At 74.8% G+C, this 20,068-nt stretch carries 16 protein-coding genes; 4 read left to right on the top strand and 12 right to left on the bottom strand.

Annotated features, from left to right (window positions below; genetic code table 11):
* Window positions 1–32 precede the first annotated feature (32 nt).
* Entirely contained in the window at window positions 33–665 is a 633-nt protein-coding gene (locus I598_RS14805; protein WP_068203739.1) for a TetR/AcrR family transcriptional regulator, read from the top strand.
* A 10-nt stretch (window positions 666–675) separates the two neighbouring features.
* Here I598_RS14805 and I598_RS14800 read toward each other — a convergent pair whose 3' ends face one another.
* A complete protein-coding gene (locus I598_RS14800) occupies window positions 676–3,573 on the bottom strand; it encodes an FAD-binding and (Fe-S)-binding domain-containing protein (protein ID WP_083973624.1) in 2,898 nt (965 codons plus the stop codon).
* 321 nt (window positions 3,574–3,894) lie between these two features.
* Between I598_RS14800 and I598_RS14795 the strand changes: the two genes are divergently transcribed.
* A complete protein-coding gene (locus I598_RS14795; protein ID WP_068203734.1) occupies window positions 3,895–5,013 on the top strand; it encodes an NAD-dependent epimerase/dehydratase family protein in 1,119 nt (372 codons plus the stop codon).
* 241 nt (window positions 5,014–5,254) lie between these two features.
* Here the strand turns inward: I598_RS14795 and I598_RS14790 are convergent, their stop codons facing one another.
* The 6 genes from I598_RS14790 to I598_RS14760 form a co-directional block, all read right to left on the bottom strand.
* Complete coding sequence (locus I598_RS14790; protein WP_068203732.1) at window positions 5,255–5,698, bottom strand: OsmC family peroxiredoxin; 444 nt, start codon at window positions 5,696–5,698, stop codon at window positions 5,255–5,257.
* 56 nt (window positions 5,699–5,754) lie between these two features.
* Complete coding sequence (locus I598_RS14785) at window positions 5,755–7,158, bottom strand: hypothetical protein (RefSeq protein WP_157557262.1); 1,404 nt, start codon at window positions 7,156–7,158, stop codon at window positions 5,755–5,757.
* Between the two features lie 14 nt (window positions 7,159–7,172).
* Window positions 7,173–7,760: an RNA polymerase sigma factor gene (locus I598_RS14780; protein ID WP_068203728.1), complete on the bottom strand. Its 588-nt coding sequence runs from the start codon at window positions 7,758–7,760 to the stop codon at window positions 7,173–7,175.
* Window positions 7,761–7,970: 210 nt separating this feature from the next.
* Complete coding sequence (locus tag I598_RS14775; RefSeq protein ID WP_068203726.1) at window positions 7,971–9,638, bottom strand: glycosyl hydrolase family 18 protein; 1,668 nt, start codon at window positions 9,636–9,638, stop codon at window positions 7,971–7,973.
* Between the two features lie 102 nt (window positions 9,639–9,740).
* A complete protein-coding gene (locus I598_RS14770) occupies window positions 9,741–12,323 on the bottom strand; it encodes a glycosyl hydrolase family 18 protein (protein ID WP_083973372.1) in 2,583 nt (860 codons plus the stop codon).
* 251 nt (window positions 12,324–12,574) lie between these two features.
* On the bottom strand, window positions 12,575–14,191 hold the full coding sequence (locus I598_RS14760) for a helix-turn-helix transcriptional regulator (protein ID WP_068203717.1): 1,617 nt from the start codon (window positions 14,189–14,191) through the stop codon (window positions 12,575–12,577).
* 158 nt (window positions 14,192–14,349) lie between these two features.
* Between I598_RS14760 and I598_RS14755 the strand changes: the two genes are divergently transcribed.
* Together I598_RS14755 and I598_RS17735 are read left to right on the top strand one after the other, a co-directional pair.
* A complete protein-coding gene (locus I598_RS14755; protein WP_068203715.1) occupies window positions 14,350–16,242 on the top strand; it encodes a DUF4012 domain-containing protein in 1,893 nt (630 codons plus the stop codon).
* Window positions 16,243–16,371: 129 nt separating this feature from the next.
* Window positions 16,372–17,460 carry an LPXTG cell wall anchor domain-containing protein gene (locus tag I598_RS17735; RefSeq protein ID WP_068203714.1) on the top strand — a complete coding sequence of 363 codons (1,089 nt, stop codon included), beginning with the start codon at window positions 16,372–16,374 and terminating at the stop codon, window positions 17,458–17,460.
* Window positions 17,461–17,551: 91 nt separating this feature from the next.
* On the opposite strand, the gene dtd is transcribed toward I598_RS17735, so the two are convergent.
* From dtd to I598_RS14725, 5 genes are read right to left on the bottom strand one after another with little or no spacing between them, the layout of a single operon-like run.
* Window positions 17,552–17,977 (bottom strand): D-aminoacyl-tRNA deacylase, encoded by a 426-nt coding sequence (dtd, locus tag I598_RS14745; RefSeq protein WP_068203708.1) that lies wholly within the window; start codon window positions 17,975–17,977, stop codon window positions 17,552–17,554.
* Window positions 17,974–18,972: an asparaginase gene (locus tag I598_RS14740; RefSeq protein WP_068205329.1), complete on the bottom strand. Its 999-nt coding sequence runs from the start codon at window positions 18,970–18,972 to the stop codon at window positions 17,974–17,976. The genes dtd and I598_RS14740 overlap by 4 nt, the downstream gene beginning before the upstream one ends.
* Window positions 18,966–19,292, bottom strand: a complete 327-nt coding sequence (locus I598_RS14735; protein ID WP_068203707.1) for a DUF2516 family protein — start codon at window positions 19,290–19,292, stop codon at window positions 18,966–18,968. The genes I598_RS14740 and I598_RS14735 overlap by 7 nt, the downstream gene beginning before the upstream one ends.
* A 9-nt stretch (window positions 19,293–19,301) precedes the next feature.
* Entirely contained in the window at window positions 19,302–19,724 is a 423-nt protein-coding gene (locus tag I598_RS14730) for a type II toxin-antitoxin system VapC family toxin (protein ID WP_068203705.1), read from the bottom strand.
* Window positions 19,725–19,728: 4 nt separating this feature from the next.
* Window positions 19,729–20,019 carry a type II toxin-antitoxin system Phd/YefM family antitoxin gene (locus I598_RS14725; RefSeq protein ID WP_068203703.1) on the bottom strand — a complete coding sequence of 97 codons (291 nt, stop codon included), beginning with the start codon at window positions 20,017–20,019 and terminating at the stop codon, window positions 19,729–19,731.
* Window positions 20,020–20,068 lie beyond the last annotated feature (49 nt).

Below are 20,068 nucleotides of genomic sequence, written 5' to 3'. Positions count from 1 at the left end.
CCAACGGTCAACAAGCGCGGTAGAACGGCACCATGACCTCGCACACCCGGCAGGACCCGGCCGACCGGCACCGCCAGCTCCTCGCCGTCGCCTGCGAGCAGGCCGAGGCCCACGGCCTCGACACCCTCACCCCCGCCCGGGTCGCCGAGGCCGCCGGCGCGTCCAAGGCCCTCGTCTTCCACTACTTCGGCTCCACCGCGAAGCTCCGCCGCGCCGTCGCCCTCGACGCCGTCGCCCACCTCGACGCCGCCCTCGAGCCCGACGACCGCCCCCTGGCCGAACGCCCCGCCTACGTCATGTCCCGGTTCGTCGACTCGGTGACCGCCCACCGGCACGTCTGGCAGGGCATCTGGCGCGGCACCCTCGCCGACGACCCCGCCACCGGCGAGGCGCTCCAAAAGGTCCGCGGGCGGATGCTGGCCCGGCTCGTCGCCACCGCAGACACGCTCGGGTTCACGCCGGGCGAGCGTCTGCGCCTGCTCGCCGACGGCTGGGTCGCCCTCGTGGAGAACCTCACCGCCGCCTGGCTCGGCGGCAGCGACATCGAGCGCGACGAGCTCGAACGCCTGCTCCTGTCGAGCCTCGTCGTGCTCGTCCCCGAGCTCCCCGAACCCGCACGCTCCGCGGTCGTCGAGCTCACCCGCCGCAAAACGGCGACCCGCTGAGCGGACGGGCTCACAGCCGTTCGGCCAGGACTTCCACCAGCGCCTTGCCCTCGACACCCTCCAGCTGGAGCGCCTGCGTGCGGCACGAGAACCCGTCGGCGATGTACTCGTCGTCGTCGCCCCGCGCCCGCAGCGCCGGGAGCAGCGCGTTCTCCGCCACCGCCACCGACACGTCGTAGTGGCCCTTCTGCATGCCGAAGTTCCCGGCCAGGCCGCAGCAGCCCGCCAGCTCGGTGACCGTCGCGCCCGCCCCCGCGAGCAGCGCCCGGTCCGCGGCGAAGCCCATCACGGAGTGCTGGTGGCAGTGCGGCTGGACGACCGCCGTGACGTCGCTGAGGTCCGGCACCGACCAGCCGGAGTCCTCCGCCGGCGCCGTGGCCGGGTCGGTGAGGAGCTCGGCGAGCGTCCGCGTCGCGCGGCCCACGGCGGCGGCCCGCGGGTCGTCGGGGAACAGGTCCTGCAGGTCCGAGCGCAGCACCGCCGTGCACGACGGCTCCAGCCCGAGGATCGGGATGCCGTTCACCGCGTACGGGCCGAGCACCGACAGCAGGTCGGCGAGCCGGCGCCGCGCCCCGTCGAGCTGGCCCGTCGAGATCCACGTCAGGCCGCAGCAGGCCTGCTGGTCGGGGACGATCACGTCGTAGCCGGCGGCGTCGAGCACCGTGAGGGCGGCCTGCGGCACCGACGGGGCGAGGGCGTCGCTGAACGAGTCCGTCCACAGCACGACCTTCGGCCGGCCCCGGCCCGGGACCGTGCCCGGCTCCTGGCGGTACGCCATCCCGGGCACGCCCTGCGTGGCGTACCCGAGGCTCCACCAGCGCCGGAACGGCATCTCCGCGAACTGCGGCATCTTCCGGCGGGTGTCCATGCCGCCCGCCCACAGCACCGCACGCCGTACCCAGTCCACCGACAGCACGCGGTTCAGGGTGCGCGGCGCGACCCCCGCCAGCCGCGCCCAGCGGGGCAGCCAGCCGAGGGCGTAGTGGTCCATCGGGCGCAGCTTCCCGCGATACGTACGGTGCAGCACCTCCGACTTGTACTGCGCCATGTCGACGCCTGCCGGGCAGTCCGACGAGCACGCCTTGCAGCTCAGGCACAGGTCGAGCGACTCCCGCACCTCCGGCGCCGCCAGGCCGCCGACGAGCGTGCCGTTGACCGCCTCCTGGAGCACGCGCGCCCGCCCGCGGGTCACGTCCTTCTCGTCCTTCGTCGCCTGGTACGACGGGCACATGAAGCCGCCCGACGCGTGGTTGTCCGCGCGGCACTTGCCCACGCCGACGCACCGGTGCACCGCGGTGGTCAGGTCGTGGTGGTCGTGCGCGAAGCTGAAGCCCGCGTACCCCGCCTTCTTCGAGATCCCCCGCAGCGTGCCCGAACCGACCAGGCCGCGCTCCCCCACCGGCAGCGTCGACGGCACCGCGTGCGCCGCCGGGCGCCGCAGGTCCGCGTCCACGGCCGCGGGACGCACCAGCACGCCCGGGTTGAGGACGTCGTCCGGGTCGAACAGCGCCTTGACCTGCTCCATCAGGGCGATCGCCTCCGGCGAGTACATCACCGGCAGCAGCTCCGACCGGGCGCGGCCGTCGCCGTGCTCGCCCGACAGGGAGCCGCCGTACCGGCCCACCAGCTCCGCGGCGTCCGTCATGAACGTGCGCAGCACCGAGCCCGACGTCTCCAGCGGGATGTCGATGCGCAGGTGCACGCACCCGTCGCCGAAGTGCCCGTACGGCAGTCCGTCGACACCGTAGCGCGCCATCAGCGCATCCAGGTCGCGCAGGTAGTCGCCCAGCTTCTCCGGCGGGACCGCGGAATCCTCCCAGCCCGGCCACGCCTGCTCGCCCGACGGCGTCCGCCCGGCCAGCCCCGCGCCGTCGGCCCGGATCTGCCACATCTTCGTGGCCTCCGGCCCCGCCGGGTAGATCGCCGCGCCCAGCGCCGACGACGCGCCCACGATCATCTCGGCGACCTCGCGCGCCTCCCCCGGCGACGTGCCGCCCACCTCGATCATCAGCCAGCCCGCACCCTCCGGCAGCGCCGGCACCGCGTCCGCACCCTTCGCCCGCCGCACCACGTCGACCAGCCGCGCGTCCAGACCCTCGATCGCCAGCGGGTCGTGGCGCAGCAGCACCGGCACGTCGTCGGCGGCCGACGGCATGTCCGCGTACCCGAGGACCACCAGGGTCGGCGCCTTCGGCACCGGCACCAGCTCCAGCGTCGCGCCCAGCAGCGTGACCAGCGTGCCCTCCGTGCCCACCAGCATCCGAGCCAGGTTCGACCCGTTCTCGGGCAGCAGATGCTCCAGCGAGTACCCCGACACCTGCCGGCCGAACCGGCCGAACTCCGTGCGGATCAGCGCCAGGTTCGCGCGCACCAGGTCCGCCAGACCCGGGACCTGCGCGAACGTCGCGTCCCCCTTGCCCGCCGTGAAGCGGCGGCCCCGGCCGTCCACCACGTCCAGGGCGACCACGTTGTCCGCCGTCCGCCCGTACGCCACGGCGTGCGGGCCGCACGCGTTGTTGCCGATCATCCCGCCGAGCGTCGCCCGGTTCTGCGTCGACGGGTCCGGGCCGAACCGCAGCCCGTGCGGCGCCGCCTCCCGCTGCAACGACGACATCACCACGCCCGGGTCCACGACCGCCGTCCGCGCCTCGGGATCCACCTCGTGCACGGTGTGCAGGTGCTGGGAGAAGTCCAGCACCGCGCCCGGGCCGATCGAGTTCCCCGCCACCGACGTCCCCGCGCCGCGCGCCGTCACCGGCACCTTCAGCTCGCGCAGCACCTCCAGTGCCGCCAGCACGTCGTCCGTCGACGTCGGGTACGCCACGACCTCAGGCACCACCCGGTAGTTCGAGGCGTCCGTCGAGTACTCGGCCCGACGGCGCGTCGTCGTGTCGACCGTGCCCGTCATCACCGTGCGCAACGCCGCCGCCACCGCCTCGCGGGCGTCGGCAGCGGCCTGCTGCGCCTCCCGTTCGGCCTCCTGCTGGGCCGCGAGCGCCGCAGCCCTCGCGTCCTCGACGCTCGGCACGTCAGCGTTCGCGGCGGGTCCGTCCGGGGTGGTCGTCGACTGGGCAGGCACGGGGCGATTCTGCCACCGCCCGTCGCTCGGGCCGCCGCACCGTCCGCGAGCAGGGCGTGTTCCCAGGCCAGGCCACCGGTCGCAGGTGCACAGGGTGCACCGCTGGACCGTCGTCGTGCGCCACCCCGGACGCGCCGATAGCGTCACCCCATGCGCGTCGTCGTCGTAGGTGCCACCGGGAACGTCGGGACGTCCATCCTGCGGGCGCTCGTCGACGAACCCGCCGTGACCTCGATCGTGGGGGTCGCCCGGCGCGTGCCCCGCGCAGACGGGTCCAGCACCGTGGGGCCGCCGTTCGACACCGCCGAGTGGGTGCGCGCCGACCTCGCCGACACCAGCACCCGCGACGCGAGCCTCGACGAGGCGCTCGCCGGGGCCGACGCCGTCGTCCACCTCGTGTGGGCCATCCAGCCCGCCCGCAAGCCCGACGTGCTGCACTCCCTCAACGTCGGCGGCGCCCGCGCCGTCACCGACGCCGTCGTGCGCCACCGCGTACCCCACCTGATCTTCATGTCGGCGTCGGGCGTCTACTCCCCCGGCCCCACCGACGGGCACGCCATCGACGAGACGTGGCCCACCGACGGCGTCCCCGGCTCCCCCTACGCCCGCGACAAGGCCGAGGTCGAGGCGATGCTCGACGCCGTCGAGGAGCGCGAGCCCTGGCTCACCGTCACGCGGATGCGTCCCGCCATCATGCTGCAGCGCGAGGCCGGCGCCGAGATCGGCCGGTACTTCCTCGGACCGGTGGGGCGGATCGGCCTCAAGGTCGCCGCCGGCCCCGTCGGGCGTGCCGTCGGCGGGCTCGTGCGCGGCTGGCAGGGCGAGCCCGAGCCCGCCGAGCAGCCGCGGTTCCCCCTCGTGCCGTTCCCCGACGGCGTCCGCCTCCAGGTGCTGCACCCCGACGACACCGCAGCCGCCGTCCGCACCGCGATCGTCGGCCGGCACGGTGGCGCCTTCAACCTCGCCCCCGACGGCGCCCTCACCGGACAGGACCTCGCCGACCTCCTCGCCGCAGGCCACCGCGTCCCCGTGCCGCTGTCCCTCGCCCGCACCGGTCTGAAGATCGGCTCGGCGGCGCGCGTGGTCCCCATCGACCCCGGCTGGCTCGAGATGGCCGCCGCCGACGTCGTCATGGACTCCACCCGCGCCCGCACCGTCCTGCGCTGGTCGCCGACCCGGTCCCAGGCCGACGTCCTCGACGAGGTCCTCGACGGCGTCCTCGCCGGTACCACGGGCACCACCCCGCCGCTGACGAAGAAGGGCACATAGCGATTCAGCGCGGGGTCCGGCCGTGGTCGGGACGAGGTGCGCTGACTGAACGAAGCTCACGCTGACTCGCGCCGATGTGCGCTGACTCGCGACCGACACGACGAAGCCGGGGGTCGGGGTTGCCGGGCACGGTCGTCCAACCCGAAGTGGAGCGCCCCCTGGGGCGCGTGAACGCGACCGTGCCCGGCAACCCCGACCCCCGGCGAACCGACCAGCGCTGGCTCGGCGGAGGTGCGGGGGGTCAGCCTTCCCAGGTGACGTCGAGCGTGATCTCCCCGACGCCGGCGAGGGCCTTGGAGACCGGGCAGCCGGCCTTGGCGGCGGTGGCCGCGGCCTTGAAAGCGGCCTCGTCGACGCCGGAGGCGTAGCCGCGGACGGTCAGCGCGATCGTGGTGATCTCGGGGTTGCCGTCGGCGTCGGCCCCGAGGGTGACGTCGGCCGAGACCTCGACCTGCTCGGGGGTCCCGCCGACCTTGCCGAGCTCGGACGAGAACGCCATCGCGTAGCACGACGAGTGCGCGGCGGCGATGAGCTCCTCGGGGCTGGTCACGCCCTCGGCCTTGTCGGCGGCGCGGCGCGGGAACGACACGTCGAAGGTGCCGGCGCCGGAGCTGGTGAGCTCGAGCTGACCGGTGCCCTCCTGCAGGGTGCCGTTCCAGGCGGTGCGGGCGGTACGGACGGGCATGACGACTCCTTCGCGGGGTACGGCAGGGACCGTCCGACCGTACCCCGCTACGTCCGTCAGGAGTCGGTCATGTCGAGCGCGTCGTCCGCGACGGCGACGACGGTCCACACGTTGCCGTCGGCGTCGCTGAGCTCGTAGGCGGGCAGCAGCAGGGTCGCGGCGTCGGTGCGGTGCTCCTGCGCGAGCCCCAGCCTCGCCTCGGTGATGGTGACGTCGGTGACGGGCCAGGGCACGGCATCCCCGGCGGTAGGCGGCGCGGGCGGCGCGGTGGGGCCGGAGTCCGTGGGCTCCTCCATCATCCGGGTCTCCAGGGCGGGGCTGTAGGTGACGGGCCACAGGTTCTGCCCGAACCGGGGGTCGCCGAGGCGTTCGACGGCGTCGGCGGGGCTGATGACGGGGTAGGTGCCGAGCTCGGTGCGGGTGGCGAGGAACCCGTCGAGCCAGGCGACGCCCTCCTTCGACACGGTGGCGCTCCAGGTGGCGCCGGTGCGCCGCCCGTCGACGACCTCGTAGGCGCTGACCCAGCGGGAGCCGGGCTCGGAGTCGGTGGACGGCTCGAACTCGTAGCCGTCGGGGTCGACGCCGAGGCGTTCCATGAGGGTGCGGAGCTCGCCGACGGCCTTCTTCACGGACACGGTGCCCGTGGGTTCGGCGCACTGCTGGTCACCGGTGACGGCGGGGTCGGCCTCCTGCTCGGCGAGCTCCTCGGCGCTGATCTCCTCGCACCGCCAGGGGTCGGCGGCCGGGTCGTTGTAGCTGAGGTACGCGGTGGAGTCCGCCGAGAGCCACAGGTTGGGACCGGTGCCGTTCTGCGGACCGACGGACCAGGAGCCCCACTCCCAGCGGGGTTCGCCCTCGACGCCGAGCGCCTCGGCGGCGCGGGCGGCGCCCTCCTCGGTCGCGACCTGGGTGGCGTCGTACGCGTAGGCGGTGGCCTCGCCCCGGCTGGTGGACAGACCGTCGGAGGAGAAGGTGGCGCGGCCGTCGAACCAGCTCGGCATCGACGTGTCGTACGACGTGGCCGCGTCTCCCCCGACGGCCATGTCGCCCGCGGAGGCCATCTCCTCGGTGGCGGCACGGAGGCCTGCCCCGGAGGCGGCCTCGTTCCCGCCCTGACCGCCACCGAGGGTGATGGGCGGCAGGGAGTCGGACGCGGGCAGCTCCTCGCCCGCGGTGGCGGTGCCGACGGCGTAGCCACCGCCACCGACGACGACGGCGCCTGCCACGGCCGCGGCGACGAGCAGGGTGGAGCGTCGCCGCCGGCGGGGGGCGAGCTCGTCGACGGTGCCGTCGGGCTCAGCGACCGGCGCGCCGGCCCCGTCGTGCGCGCCGGGCTCCCCCGTGTCGACGTCCCCGGCGAGGGCGTCCACCTTGGCACGCAGCACCCCTTCGCGGGTGGTGGTGCCGTCGGCGGGGTCGGCCCCGGTCAGCCGGTCGTAGGCCTCGTCCCGTGCATCCATGTCCACAGCCCTCCTCACGCCTCGTCGTTCGCGGCTCGTGCCGCGCCGTCCGCCGTCCGGTCGCCACCAGGTGGCGCGCCCGTCTGGTCGTCGTCCTGCTCGGCCTCCGACCACGCGGTGCGCAGCCGGGCGCGGGCGCGGGACAGCGCGGCGTCGGCGCCCCCGCGGGAGACCCCGAGGACGGCGGCGAGGTCGTCCCCGCCGAGCCCGTCCCACGCGACGAGCAGCAGGACGCGGCGGTCGCGGGCGGAGAGCCGGGCGAGGACGGCGCGCACCCGGTCGTCGTCGAGGGCGAGCTCGGCGGGATCGACGTCGTCGGGTTCCTCGGGGACGGCCGCGACGGGCAGGGCGCGGGCCTTGCGCCGATGGTTGGCGAGGACGTACCCGGCGGTGCGGTACAGCCAGGGCAGCTCGCCGCCGACGGGGACGTCGTCACGACGCCGCCACGCGGTCGCGAGCACCTCGGCGGCCAGGTCCTCGGCGTCGTCGCGGGACGTCGCGAGCCGCCGCACGAAGTAGCGGTGCACGGCTGCGGCGTGCGCGGCGAACAGCGCGTCGAACCAGGCGCCGTCGTGCGGTGGTGCCTCCGTCGTGGTGGTCAACGCTCCTCCTGGCGGTCGCCCTCGATCGCGGACGCGGGTGCGCCCTCACCCCTCATGTGTCGTGAGGGCGCCCACTCTTGCACCTCGCGCCCAGCCCGTCCCCAGGGACGACGACGACCCCCGACGCGGGACGTCGGGGGTCGTCGCCCGGCCCGGGCGGGGAGTCGTCCGCTCGGCCGGGGCCCGGCGGGTCGCCGGGGGCAGGTCGGGTCAGCAGGCTCCGCGGTCCTCCCAGACGCCCCACTGACCGGTGGTGCCGGGCTCCTCGCCCGTCGTCCACCACTTCGCGCGCCACGTGCGGCCGTTCCACACGACGGTGCTCCCGCCGGTGTAGACCGCGGTGCTGTTCCACGTCGCGCCCGCGCACGCCGGGGGTGTCGTCGGCGTCGGCGTCGGGGTCGGCGTCGGCGTCGGCGTCGGCGTCGGCGTCGGGGTCGGCGTCGGCGTCGGCGTCGGCGTCACGGTGCCGGGGTCCACCGGGCCCTCGGCACCGGTGAACAGGCCGGCCGCCACGGCGTCGAGGAGGTCGCCCTGCTCGTCCCCGGAGAGGTCCCACCACATCGCGCCGCCGAGGCCCGTCGAGCGGATGTACTGCGACTTCTGCGCGACCGTCTGCGGCGTGTCCAGCGACCACCACTGGTCACCGTTCCAGCGCCACGCGGAACCCGTCGCGGCGTCGTAGTACCCGGTGCCCAGGTTCTTCAGGATGTCGTAGTCCTCGTTGCCCGCCTCCCAGGTGCCGGGACCGGCGTCGGTCGCGGTGCCCCACGGCTGCGACGACGTCGCGCCCTTCCAGCCGCGGCCGTACATCGCCATGCCCAGGCCGAGCTGCGCCGGGTCGACACCCGCCGACACGTACTCCTGCACGGCCTTGTCGACGGAGAACTGCTGCGCCGCCGGGCGCGGGTCCGCCGGGTCGTCGTACAGGTTGATCTGGTGGCCGGTGAGGGTCTTGTTCCAGGCGCCGTGCAGGTCGTAGCCCTGGACGTTGCCGTAGTCGAGGGACTGGAAGATGCGCGGGTCGTTCCAGCCGCCGGCGGCGATGTCGTCCGGGTTGGCGGGCAGGAACGCGCTGAGCAGGTAGTCCTTGCCGGTGGTGGCGCCGTAGGCGTCGAGCTGCTCGCGGAACTCGGCGAGCAGGAGCCGGAAGTTCTCCTTGTCGTTGACGGTGTCGACGTGGTTGCCGACCTCACCGTTGTTCGAGCCGGGCCACTCCCAGTCGATGTCGATGCCGTCGAACACGCCCGCCGCGGCACCGGCGCCGCCGCGGCCGTCGATCACGGGCAGGTTGCCCTTGATGTAGAGGTCGACGCAGGACGACACGAAGTTCTCGCGGGACGCCTGCGTGGCGGCGGCCTTGGAGAAGTTCTTCGACCAGGTCCAGCCGCCGATCGACAGCATGACCTTCATGTGCGGGTACTGCGCCTTGAGCTGCTTGAGCTGGTTGAACGACCCGGCGAGCGGCTGGTCCCACCTGTCCGCGACGCCCGCGACCGAGTTCGCGGCCGTGTAGCCCATGCCGAAGTCGGCCCACGCGTCGCCCGCGCCGTCGGACCCGTTGGGTCCGGTGCCCTGCGCCTTGTTGGCGATGAAGCACTCGAGGGTCTGGTGGTGGATGTTGCCGAACGAGTAGTTGATGTGGGTGAGCTGGTCCGCGGCGCCCGAGGTGACGAGGTCCTTGACCCGGAAGTCGCGGCCGTAGACGCCCCACTGGGTGAAGTAGCCGACGTTGCGGTAGCCGTTGATGGCGCTGTCGCCGGACGACGTCTCGGCCGCCGACGCCGTGGTCGCGGCGACGGCGCCGATCGCGCCGGCGAGCACGACCGCCGCGCTGGTGAGGGCCGCGACGATCCGCCTCGGCCTGCGTGCACTGGACATGGTGGTTCCTTCCTGTGGTGCCCGACGACGTCGGGCGGTGCGGGGAGGCCCGGCCGCGCCGCCCGGAGGGGGCGGGCGACGCGGCCGGAGGAGAGGGGTCGGTCAGCAGGCGCCCTGGTCGGTCCAGGGGCCGGCGGCGGCCGAGGGCGTGTCGCCCTGCGTCCACCACCTCGCCGTCCAGGTGCGGCCGGCGTGGGACACGACGGCCGCGCCGGTGTAGACGGCGGTGGCGTCCCAGGCGGCCGCGGTGCAGTCACCACCGGTACCACCCGTGCCACCGGTACCACCCGTGCCGCCCGACGGCAGGTCGACGACGGTGACGCCGCGCGGGTGGTCGTAGGTGGTCGCGTACTCGGTGCCGTCGACGGTGATCGTGACGTTGGAGAACTGCGCCACCGGCAGGGCCCACTTGAGCTGGTTCGTGATCGATCCGCCCGCGGGGATGCCGCCGGTCGGGACCGTGAACGTCGCGGTGTGGAAGTTCGCGCCCAGGCCGCCGACGTTGGGGCCGCTGCGCCCCGCCGTCGACGTCGTCGAGTACCCCGACCAGTCGCTCATCTTCCCGGTGTCGGTGGTGCCGTACTGGAACGTGACCGTCGCGCCGGCCGGGATGTCGGTCGCGCCGTCGTTGTGGAGCACGACCTTCGGGGAGATCGGGTAGTTGTTGTCCCCGAGCGCGAACTCCGTGTACTCCAGGTCGACGTCGAGCGCCTGGGTCGGCATCGTCCGCTCGGCCTTGGAGGCCCCGTACGCGCCGCCGTCGGAGAACTTGGCGTGCATGAGGTCGACGAGCGTGCTGCCCATCCCGTACTGGCCCGCGGCCTGGTCGTAGTCGAAGTCGCCCGCGAGCTCCCAGATCATCAGGCCGCCGAGACCGGTGTCGTTGACGTAGTCGGCCTTGGCGGAGATCGCCTCGGTCGAGTCGCCGGACAGGAACGTCCTGGTCTGCTCGTTCCACCACCACTCGTTCTTCGTCACCGGGTCGAAGTGGCGGGTGTAGGCCCCCTCGAGGGTGGTGGGGACCCCGTAGGACGCCGCGTAGTCGCCGACGACGCCGTCCTCGAGGTTGAGGACGTGCCACATCGGGTTCACGCCGGCGGGGATGGCGACGCCCTGCGGGTCGGAGTCGTACCAGAGGTTGTCGATGCCGTCCGCACCGTTGCCGCACTTTCCGTTCGTGCCGGGCGGGCAGACGGCGGACGACGGCGCGGCGGCACGCCCGCCCATGCCGTGGGTCCCGCCCGTGACGCCCTGGAAGCCGCGCGTGTAGAACGGCACACCCATGTTGATGCGGCCCGCCTGCATGGCGCCGCGGAAGTAGTGCGCCGCCCAGTCGCCGTTGAGGTAGCCGTTGCCCTCGTAGGCGGTGTAGACGCCGCCCGCCGTGAGCTCGGCGTCCTTGCCGTCGTCGAACAGGGCGCCGTTGCCGCCCACGTACTCGTTCCAGGCGCCGTGCAGGTCGTACGTCATCATGTTGACGTAGTCGGCGTACTCGGTGACCTGGTAGACCTCCATGCCGCGCAGCAGCCAGCCGGACGACGGCGTGGCGGTGGTGAGCAGGTAGTACTCGCCATCCTGGGCGCCCGCGACGTCGAGGTGCTCGCGCAGCGTCCTCATCAGGGCGACGTAGCCGGCGAAGAGCTCGCCGCGCTTGGCGTTGGAGATCGCGAAGTCGTCGGGGTTGCCGGCGTCCTTGTTCGACGTCGGGTACTCGTAGTCGATGTCGATGCCGTCGAACCCGTAGTCGCGGATCATGTCGACCACCGACTCCGCGAACGTGTCCATGCGGGCCTGCGACTCGGTGAGCGTGTAGAACCCGCCCGACGCGACCCGGTTCCCGTCGCCGTCGAAATAGCCGCCCGTCTCGGCCCAGCCGCCGACGGCGGGGAGCACCTTGACGCCCGGGTTGGCCTCCTTGTACTTCGCCAGCAGGTTGAAGTGGCCGGTGTAGTCGAGCGCCGGGTCCATCTCGGCACCCGCGACGCCGGGCCACGTCATGTCGGTGGCGGCGTTGCCCGCCACGTCGGCGTTGACGGACACCCGGTCGTCGGCGCCGACGTGCGCGAAGGCGTAGTTGATGTGGGAGATCTTGTCCCACGGGATGTCGCTCGCGAGGTAGGCGGGCTGGCCGTTCTTGCCCGTGCGCCAGCTCGTGAAGTAGCCGATGACGCGGCGGTCGAGACCGTTGGGCAGGATCTCGCGGCCGTCGGTGTCGTAGACGTCGCAGTAGGGGGTGTCGACACCCGCGGTCGGGGCCATGCCGTCGGGGCGGCACTGCTCGTCGGGGTTGGTGGACGCGGGCGGCGTCGTCGCGGTGGGCGACGGCGTGGGGGTGGGCGACGGGGTGGACGTCGCCGTGGGCGACGGGGTCGGCGTCGGGGAGGTGCTGGCGGTGGGGGTGGGCGTGGGCGTCGTGTCACCGCAGGCGCCCTGGGAGGTCCAGGCTCCCCAGGCGGTCGCGCCCGGCGCGTCGCCCTGGGTGTACCAGCCCGCGCGGAAGTTCTGGCCGTCGTAGGAGACCACCTCGCCGCCGCGGTACACGGTCGTGGAGCTCCACTGTGCGGCGCAGGGGGTGGCGGCCGTCGCCGTGGTCGTCGCGGCGATCGCGGTGAGGCCGGTGACGGCGAGGGCCGCGGCGGCGGCCGCCGCGGCGATCCGGTGCCTTACCGAGGGTGTTGCTCTCATGGGAACTCCTGCTCACTGGTCGGTCGGTGGAGGCCGAGCACCACGACGGGCCGGGACCCGCTGCGCTCCTCGTCGAGCACCGTTCAGGGCAAAAGTAAGGACTCTTACCTTTCAAAAGGATCAGGGGAAGCCACACGAACCGGACGGGAAGCGCATCCACCCGTACGTGTTTTCCCGTACCCGACAGGAGGCGGGCACGTGCCGCCGCCCGGACCGGCGGCGCGCAGGGGACGGCGAGCAGCGGGCGCGGGCTACCGCGCGGGACGCAGCGCGAGGACGACGAGCTCGGAGCGCGAGCGCACCCCGAGCTTGCGGAACGCGCGCCCCAGATGGACCTCCACCGTCCGCACCGACACGCACAGCCGCTGGGCCACCTCGCGGTTCGCCAGACCGTCCACCACGAGCCGCGTCACCTCCACCTCGCGCACGGTGAGCAGCTCCGCCCACCCGGCGGGTAGCTCGAGCTCGTCGCCGCACGGCGCGGGGCGGGCGGCGCCCGGTCCCCGCGCCGGTTCCCCCGCCAGCGACGTCGTCGCGCGCGCCACCGCGGCGGCCCCGTCCGGGGCGGCCGCACCGCCCCGGCGCAGCGCGGCGACCGCCCCGGCCGCGACCTGCCTCCGCGGGGCGATCCGCGACAGCTCGTGCGTCGCACGGGAACGCGCCCCCTCGCGGTCGTGGTCGAGCCGGCGACCCACCTCGACGGCGAGGCCACCGACCACGTGGGCGACCGGCAGCCGGGCCGCGGCGTCGTCGAGCACGGCCGCGGCCGCCACGGAGTCCTCGCCGCAGAACAGCAGGAGGCTCTGCACCACGCGCAGGTGCGCCTCCGCGAGCGGGGTGAGGTGCCCGGTGCCGTCCGCCCAGGTGCCGGGCCGGGACCAGGCGGGCACGGCCCGGACGGCCGCCAGCGCGACGAGGGAGGCGGCGGCGGCCGGGTCGCGGTCGAGCAGGCGCAGCGCCGTGACGACGTCCGCGAGCACGGCCCGGTCCACGGGGCCGGGGGCGTCGACGGCGACCAGCCCGACCAGGGTCGCCAACGACTCCCCCGGTCCCGACGCCGGCACCGGCCCGGGCGCACGGCCGTCGAGCAGCAGGTCGACGGCGGCGAGCACCGCGCCGGCCGCGGCCTCCACGGCCTCGGTCCCGCTGCGGCGCGCCCGGTGCAGCCACCGGCGGGCGTCGACGAGGTGACCGCTCCACAGGGCGGACCGCCCGGCGAGCAGGAACGCCCGCGCCCGCCGCTCCCCCGTGCCGTGACTGACGGCCTCGCAGGCGACGTCGTAGGCGGCGCCCGGGTCACCGCGACGCAGGAGCACCCCGGCGAGCTCGACCAGTCCGTCGGCGAGCAGCTCGTCGCCGGTGACGGTGCCGCGGGCCGTGTGCCACAGCGCCACCCCGGGTTCGCCCACGGCCCGGGCCGCCCGGGACAGGTCGCGGTGGGCGGCGGTGACGGCGTCGAGGTCGGCGCCCGCGCGGACGCCCTCGAGGCGGCCCGGGTCGGCGGGCCGGAACCGGCCGTGCCGCATCTCGAGGAGGCCGTCGAGGGCGTCGAGGAGCTCGTCGTCGGCGCACCCGGCGGCCCGGACCAGCAGGTCGACGCGGTCCGTGACGGCGAGGGCGGCGAGCAGGGCGACGTGCCGCACGGTCGGGTCGGTGGGCGGCGCAGGGCGCGCGGGGACGGGCAGCAGCTCCGGCAGGTGCACGGTCCCGGAGAGCTGGTCGCGGTCGAGCGCGGCCGCCAGGAGGTCGACGGCGTCGTCGTCGTCGCCCCCGAACCGGCCGAGGGTCGTCGCGACGTGCGGCGCGACGGGGGCACCCGACGCCCGCGGGGCCACGACGAGGGACGGCCCTCCCGTGTGCGACGTCATCGTCCACCACCCAGCCTTCCGTACGATGTCATCGCAGGTCACAGGTTTGTCAGGAGTCCAGCATAAAGCCACCTGGGCTTCACCACGAGTTCTCCCGGACGACGGGTTCACCCGGTCGTCGGCCCGTCCGCCCCGCCGGGAGCCTCTACTGTGCCGTCATGGCCCTCTCGCCGGACGGCACGGCGGCGCCCTCGCCGGCACGCCGCCCTCCCCGCCGTCGCGCCCGCCGCTGGGTGCTCGGCATCCTCGGGACGATCCTCCTGCTGGCAGTCGTCGTCGGCGTCTGCGCCGTCCTCATCGTCCGCGACGCCTTCGTGGCACGGGACGCGCTCGACGAGGCCGCCACCACCGTCCCCGCCGTCTCCCAGGCGATCCGGGACAGGCTCCGCGACCCCGCACCGGACGCCCCGTCCCTCGCCGACGACCCGGCGCTGCTCGCCCTGCAGGAGTCGACCGAGACGGCCCGCGACGCCACCGACGGCCCCGTGTGGTGGCTCGCCGCACACCTGCCCGGCATCGGGCCGTCGGTCGGCGCCGCCACGACCGTCTCCGCGGTGATCGACGACGTCGCCGACGTCGCCCTGCCCGCGCTGGCCATGACGGCGGACGCCGCCGCCCGCACGACGCGCACCGACGACGGGGGCATCGACCTCGCCCCCCTCGCGGCGGTAGCGGCCGACACGGCGCACGCGCACGACGTGGTGACGGCCGCGCACGCCGACCTCGACGCCGTCGACCTCGAGCGTGTCCAGGCCGAGTTCGTGGGGCCCGTCGTCGACCTCGCGGACCAGCTCGGCGCCCTCGACCGGCTCCTCGCCACGGCCGAGCGCACGACCACCCTCCTGCCCGCCATGCTCGGGGCGGACGGACCGCGGCGGTACCTGCTGCTCGGCATGTCCAACGCGGAGCTGCGCGCGGCCGGCGGCATCCCCGGCGCACTCATGGAGGTGGAGATCGACGGTGGCCGCGTGGCGGTGGGCGCCCAGGCCGCGACCGGTGACGTCGGTCCGTTCCGCCGCCCGGTGCTGCCGCTCGACCCGGCGGACGAGGCGGCCTACACGACCCGGCTCGGGCGCTTCGTCCAGGACGTGACGCTCACCCCCGACTTCGCGACCACCGGCCCTCTGGCCGCCGAGATGTGGCGGCGGTCGCAGGACGTCGAGGTGGACGGCGTGCTCGCCACCGATCCCGTGGCGCTGTCGTACCTGCTGGAGGCCACCGGACCGGTACGGGTCGACCTCCCGCGGGGCATCGCTGCGGCGATCGGCACGGACCGGGTGACCGCCGAGCCGGAGACCGTCGTCGACCTCCTCCTGCGGCGCACCTACGAGGTGCTCGACGACGAGCAGGCCGACCGGTTCTACGCGGTGGTGGCGGCAGCCGTCCTCGACGAGCTCTCGAACGGCGACGTCGCACCGGCCGACCTGCTGGCCGCGTTCGAGCGGGCCGCCCGGGAGCACCGGCTGCTCGTCTGGTCGGCGCGACCGGACGAGCAGGCCGACCTCGCCGGGACCCTCGTGGCGGGGACGTTCGCCGACGACCGGGCGCGCGACGCGGTCGGGGTCTTCCTCGACGACCTGGTCGTGGGCAAGCTCAGCGCCTACCTCGAGGTGCAGGTGGGCGTCGCGGAGTCGGTCTGCACCGGCGAGGGACGCGCCGACACGGTCCGGGTCACGTTGACGAACCGGCTGGACGCCGACGCCGCGGCCTCCCTGCCGGACTACGTCGCGGGGCCGCCGGACGACCCCGACCGGGGTCGCATGCAGCTCACGCTGTCCGCGTACGGCACCCGGGGCGGCGACGTCCCCCGGCTGACGCGGGACGACGGGCCCGTGGCGGGCGAGACGCTCGACGTCCACGGCCGGGACCGCGTCGCGGTCACGGTCGACCTCGACCCGGGCGACTCGACCGCCGTCGACGTCACGGTCGGCCAGTCGGCCACGGCGGCGCGCGGCGAGGGGTCCGCCCGGCCGGGCGACCTCGAGGTGTGGGCCACCCCGACCGTGTCGTCGTCGGGGCTGCATGTCCTCGACGTCCCCGTCTGCGGGTGAAACATCGTTTTCCGGCCGGTTTCACCCGCACCGCCTGATCCGTACGACTTCCCTCCTCACTAGCGTGGGCAGCACTCTGCACTCGCAGGGACCGACCAGGAGGGCAGCCGGATGAGTCGACGAGGAGCGGTGCGCGCACGCGCCGCAGCGGGGACGGTGCTCGCCGCGACGCTCGTGCTCGGCGGGGCCGGGACAGCGGTGGCGGACGTCGAGCCCTCGCCCGAGGAGAGCCCTTCCGCAGAGGTCGACGGCTACGCCCCGCCGCCCGTCCTCACCGTCGACGTGCTGGAGCCGATCTGCGACGGCGACGTCCCGTACCTGCGGTACGCCGTGGACGTCGAGAACCTCGAGGACCCGCCGGACACCGTCGACATCACCTGGGTCAACCCGGAGGGCGACGACGTCGTGCAGGCGGGCCTCCCGCTCACGGGCCGGGTCCTGTGGCCCGGCGCCGAGGTCGGTCCCGAGGGCGAGGCCCTCGACTGGCCCGGCTGGAGCTTCGTCGACGGCGAGTGGGTCGTCGGTGACGAGTTCGACTGGGTGCGCCCCTCGGTGTCCCTCGAGTTCGAGGTGAACCCGACGGCGACGGCGACGGTCGGCTACCCCGAGGCGTCGCCCGCCTGCGCCACCCCGCCGGGCACCCCCGAGCCCACCATCGACGTGGACACCCTCACCCCGCTCTGCGTGGCCGGGGTGACCTACCTCGACTACGCCGTCGAGGTGACCGGCACACCGAACGACACGGTGACGCTCACCTGGGACAACCCCGACGGCGAGGACTACGTGCACGCCGACCAGCCGCTGTCGGGCCGCGTGCTCTGGCCCGGCGCCTACCCGGAACGGTTCGTCGACCTGCCGGCCGACGAGGGGTGGGAGCTGGTCAACAACATGTGGCAGAACACCCGCGACTTCGGCTGGGCCGTGGGTGACGTCGACGTCACGTTCGCCGTGAACCCCGAGGTGACGGTCACGGTCACCTACCCTGACGACACGGAGAACTGCGTCGAGGAGGAGGTGCCCCCGGGCGAGCCGGGCGACACCCCTGACCCGGGCGAGAACCCGAACGACCCCGGAGCGAACCCCAACGACCCGGGCGAGAGCGAGCTGCCTCGCACGGGCGGCGAGGTCGCCGGCCTGATCGCGCTGGCCGCGGGCCTGCTGGCGGTCGGCACCGCCACGGTCCTGCTGGTGCGACGCCGCCGGCACGCCGAGGACTGAGCTCCCTCGGACGCACCACGGGCCCCCGACGCGCACCCGTCGGGGGCCCGCGGTGCGTCCGCTTCCGGGTCGTCGGGCGGGGACGCCGGCCTCAGGTCTCCAGCAGGAGCGTGATCGGCCCGTCGTTGACGAGCTCGACCGCCATGTCGGCGCCGAACACGCCGGTGGCGACCTCCAGCCCGCGCCCGCGCAGGTCGGCGACGACCGCGTCCACGAGCGGCTCGGCCACCGGACCGGGCGCTGCCGCCTGCCAGGTGGGGCGCCGCCCCTTGCGCGCGTCGCCGTAGAGCGTGAACTGGCTGACGACGAGCACAGGTGCGCCCTCGTCGGAGGCCGACCGCTCGCCGCGCAGGATGCGCAGCTCCGCGACCTTGCGCGCGATCGTCGCGGCGTCGTCGGGGCCGTCGTCGTGGGTGACCCCGACGAGGACGACGAGACCCGGCCGGTCGATCTTCCCGACGACCTCGCCGTCGACGGTCACGCTCGCGCGCGTCGCACGCTGCACCACGGCCCTCATGCCTGCTCCTGCCCGACGACGGCCCGGACCTCGCCGACCGGCTGCCCGCCGCCCAGCACCGGGGTCCGGGCGAGCGCGTCCAGGGCGTCGACGTCGGCGCCGGGCACGGCGGCCGCCCCGGCGAGCAGCAGGGCACGGACGAGCACGGCCGGCCGGGGACGCCCGGCGCCGTCGAGCACCTTGAAGGCGATCGCCGCACCGCCGGGCAGCGCGGCGGCGTACACGCCGTCGGCACCGTCCTTCGCGACCGCCCCGGGCACGGCCCGCATCGCGGCGGTCGCGTCCCGGTGCTCCCCGCCGACGAGCGCGGGGTGGCCGGACATCGCGGCCGCGACCCGCGCCTCAGGGCTCCCGGCGGGGGCGGTCACGAGGCGGGAGAAGCCGCGGGCCAGGCCGACGAGCGTCGTGGAGAACAGCGGTGCCCCGCAGCCGTCGACCGTGGCGTGCACGGCGCCGTCGGGGCCGCAGAGCTCGGCGACGGCGGCGCGGACGGCCTGCTGCAGCGGGTGGTCGAGGGCCAGGTAGCCGTCGGTGGGCCACCCTGCGGCGACGCACGTGGCGAGCATCGCGGCGTGCTTGCCGGAGCAGTTCTGGGTGAGCCGGTCGGGCCCGTGCCCGGCGACCTGCCAGCCGGCCGCGGTGGCCGGGTCGAGCGGCAGGTCAGGGGTGTTGGCGAGGTCGTCGGGCGTCAGGCCCGCGCCCGCGAGGATCGCGCGCGCCACCTCGACGTGCCGGGCCGTGCCGTCGTGGCTCGCGGCGGCGAGCGCCAGGTGCTCGGACGGCAGGTCCAGCCCCGCACGGAGCATGGCGACGGCCTGCACGGGCTTGAGGGACGATCGCGGCCAGATGGTGGTGGCCGGGTCGCCGACGGACACGACGACGTCACCGGCGGCGTCGAGCACGACCAGGTGGCCCAGGTGCACGGACTCCACGAGGTCGCCGCGGACGACCTCGGCGAGCGGTGCCGCGCCCCGGGCGACGGCGGCGGTCACCAGCCGCTGGGACGCTGCGGGCGTCCCTTGCCGGTGCCGTACGGCTGCAGGCGCGGGCGCACGTCCACGAGGTAGACGATCGCGGCGACGCAGGCGATGAGGTTGAGGAAGCTGCGCGAGGTCACCATGAGGGGCGGGAGCCCGAGGAACCCGATGGCCGTCGCCACGCCGAGGATGAGCAGCCAGATCGGCTTGGTGAGCTTGCCCTCGGACGTGTAGCCACGGGCCGGACGACGCAGCGCGTCGACGAGCGCGTAGACCTGCACGACGAAGACCACGACCGCCAGGGCGATGAGGACGTACAGCTGGAGGTTGCCGATCACGCGCCCAGGCTACGGCAGGACGCGCAGCCCGTGGGAGCGCGCCGCGGACGCGACACCCTCGTCCCACGCCGCGACGAGCGTGTCGGGCCCCGCGACGGCGAGCGCGCTGGCGAGATGCACGGCGTCGGCGCCGCGCAGCGGGTGCGGACCGCCGGCGAGCGCGGACGCCGACCCCGCCAGGGACTCGGTCAGCTCGACCCGGTGCAGCGCGGGCCACAGCGCGTCCCACCGCTCGGCGGCGCGCCGCCGAGCGGCGTCGTCGAGGACGCCGGCGCGGCCGCCCGCGGCGAGCGTGGCCCGCAGCTCGACATCGGACAGGCACGACGTCACGACGACGTCCGCACGGTTCCACAGGGCGCTGGCCAGCTCGGAGCCGGGCTCGCGGACGCAGAGCTTCACCAGGGCGCTGGCGTCGAAGTAGACGAGGGCCATCGGGTCAGCGGCGGATGCGCCGGACGAGACCCGACAGCGCCGACGTGCCGCGGGCGGCCGCGACCGGGGCCGACGTGGCGGGTTCCGGCGCGGGGACGGCGTGCAGCGGGCGCTCGGCACGCGCGGGGGTCACGAGACCCTCGCGCACCAGGTCGGACAGGAGGTCGGCGCTGGCCACGCCGGTCAGGCGCGCGACAGGCACACCCCGGTCGGTGATGACGACCTCCTCGCCTCCTCGGGCCTTCTCGATCCACGACTTCAGCTCGGCACGCAAGGCACTGACGGCGACCTCCATGACCGGTGACGCTACCGCAGGTCGACCCCGGCGAACAGGCCGGGCGGTC

It is taken from the genome of Isoptericola dokdonensis DS-3, assembly GCF_001636295.1.
Classification (GTDB): Bacteria; Actinomycetota; Actinomycetes; order Actinomycetales; family Cellulomonadaceae; genus Isoptericola; species Isoptericola dokdonensis.
The sequence above is the reverse complement of the archived record's forward strand: the minus strand, read 5'-3'. Positions and strand labels throughout refer to the sequence as shown.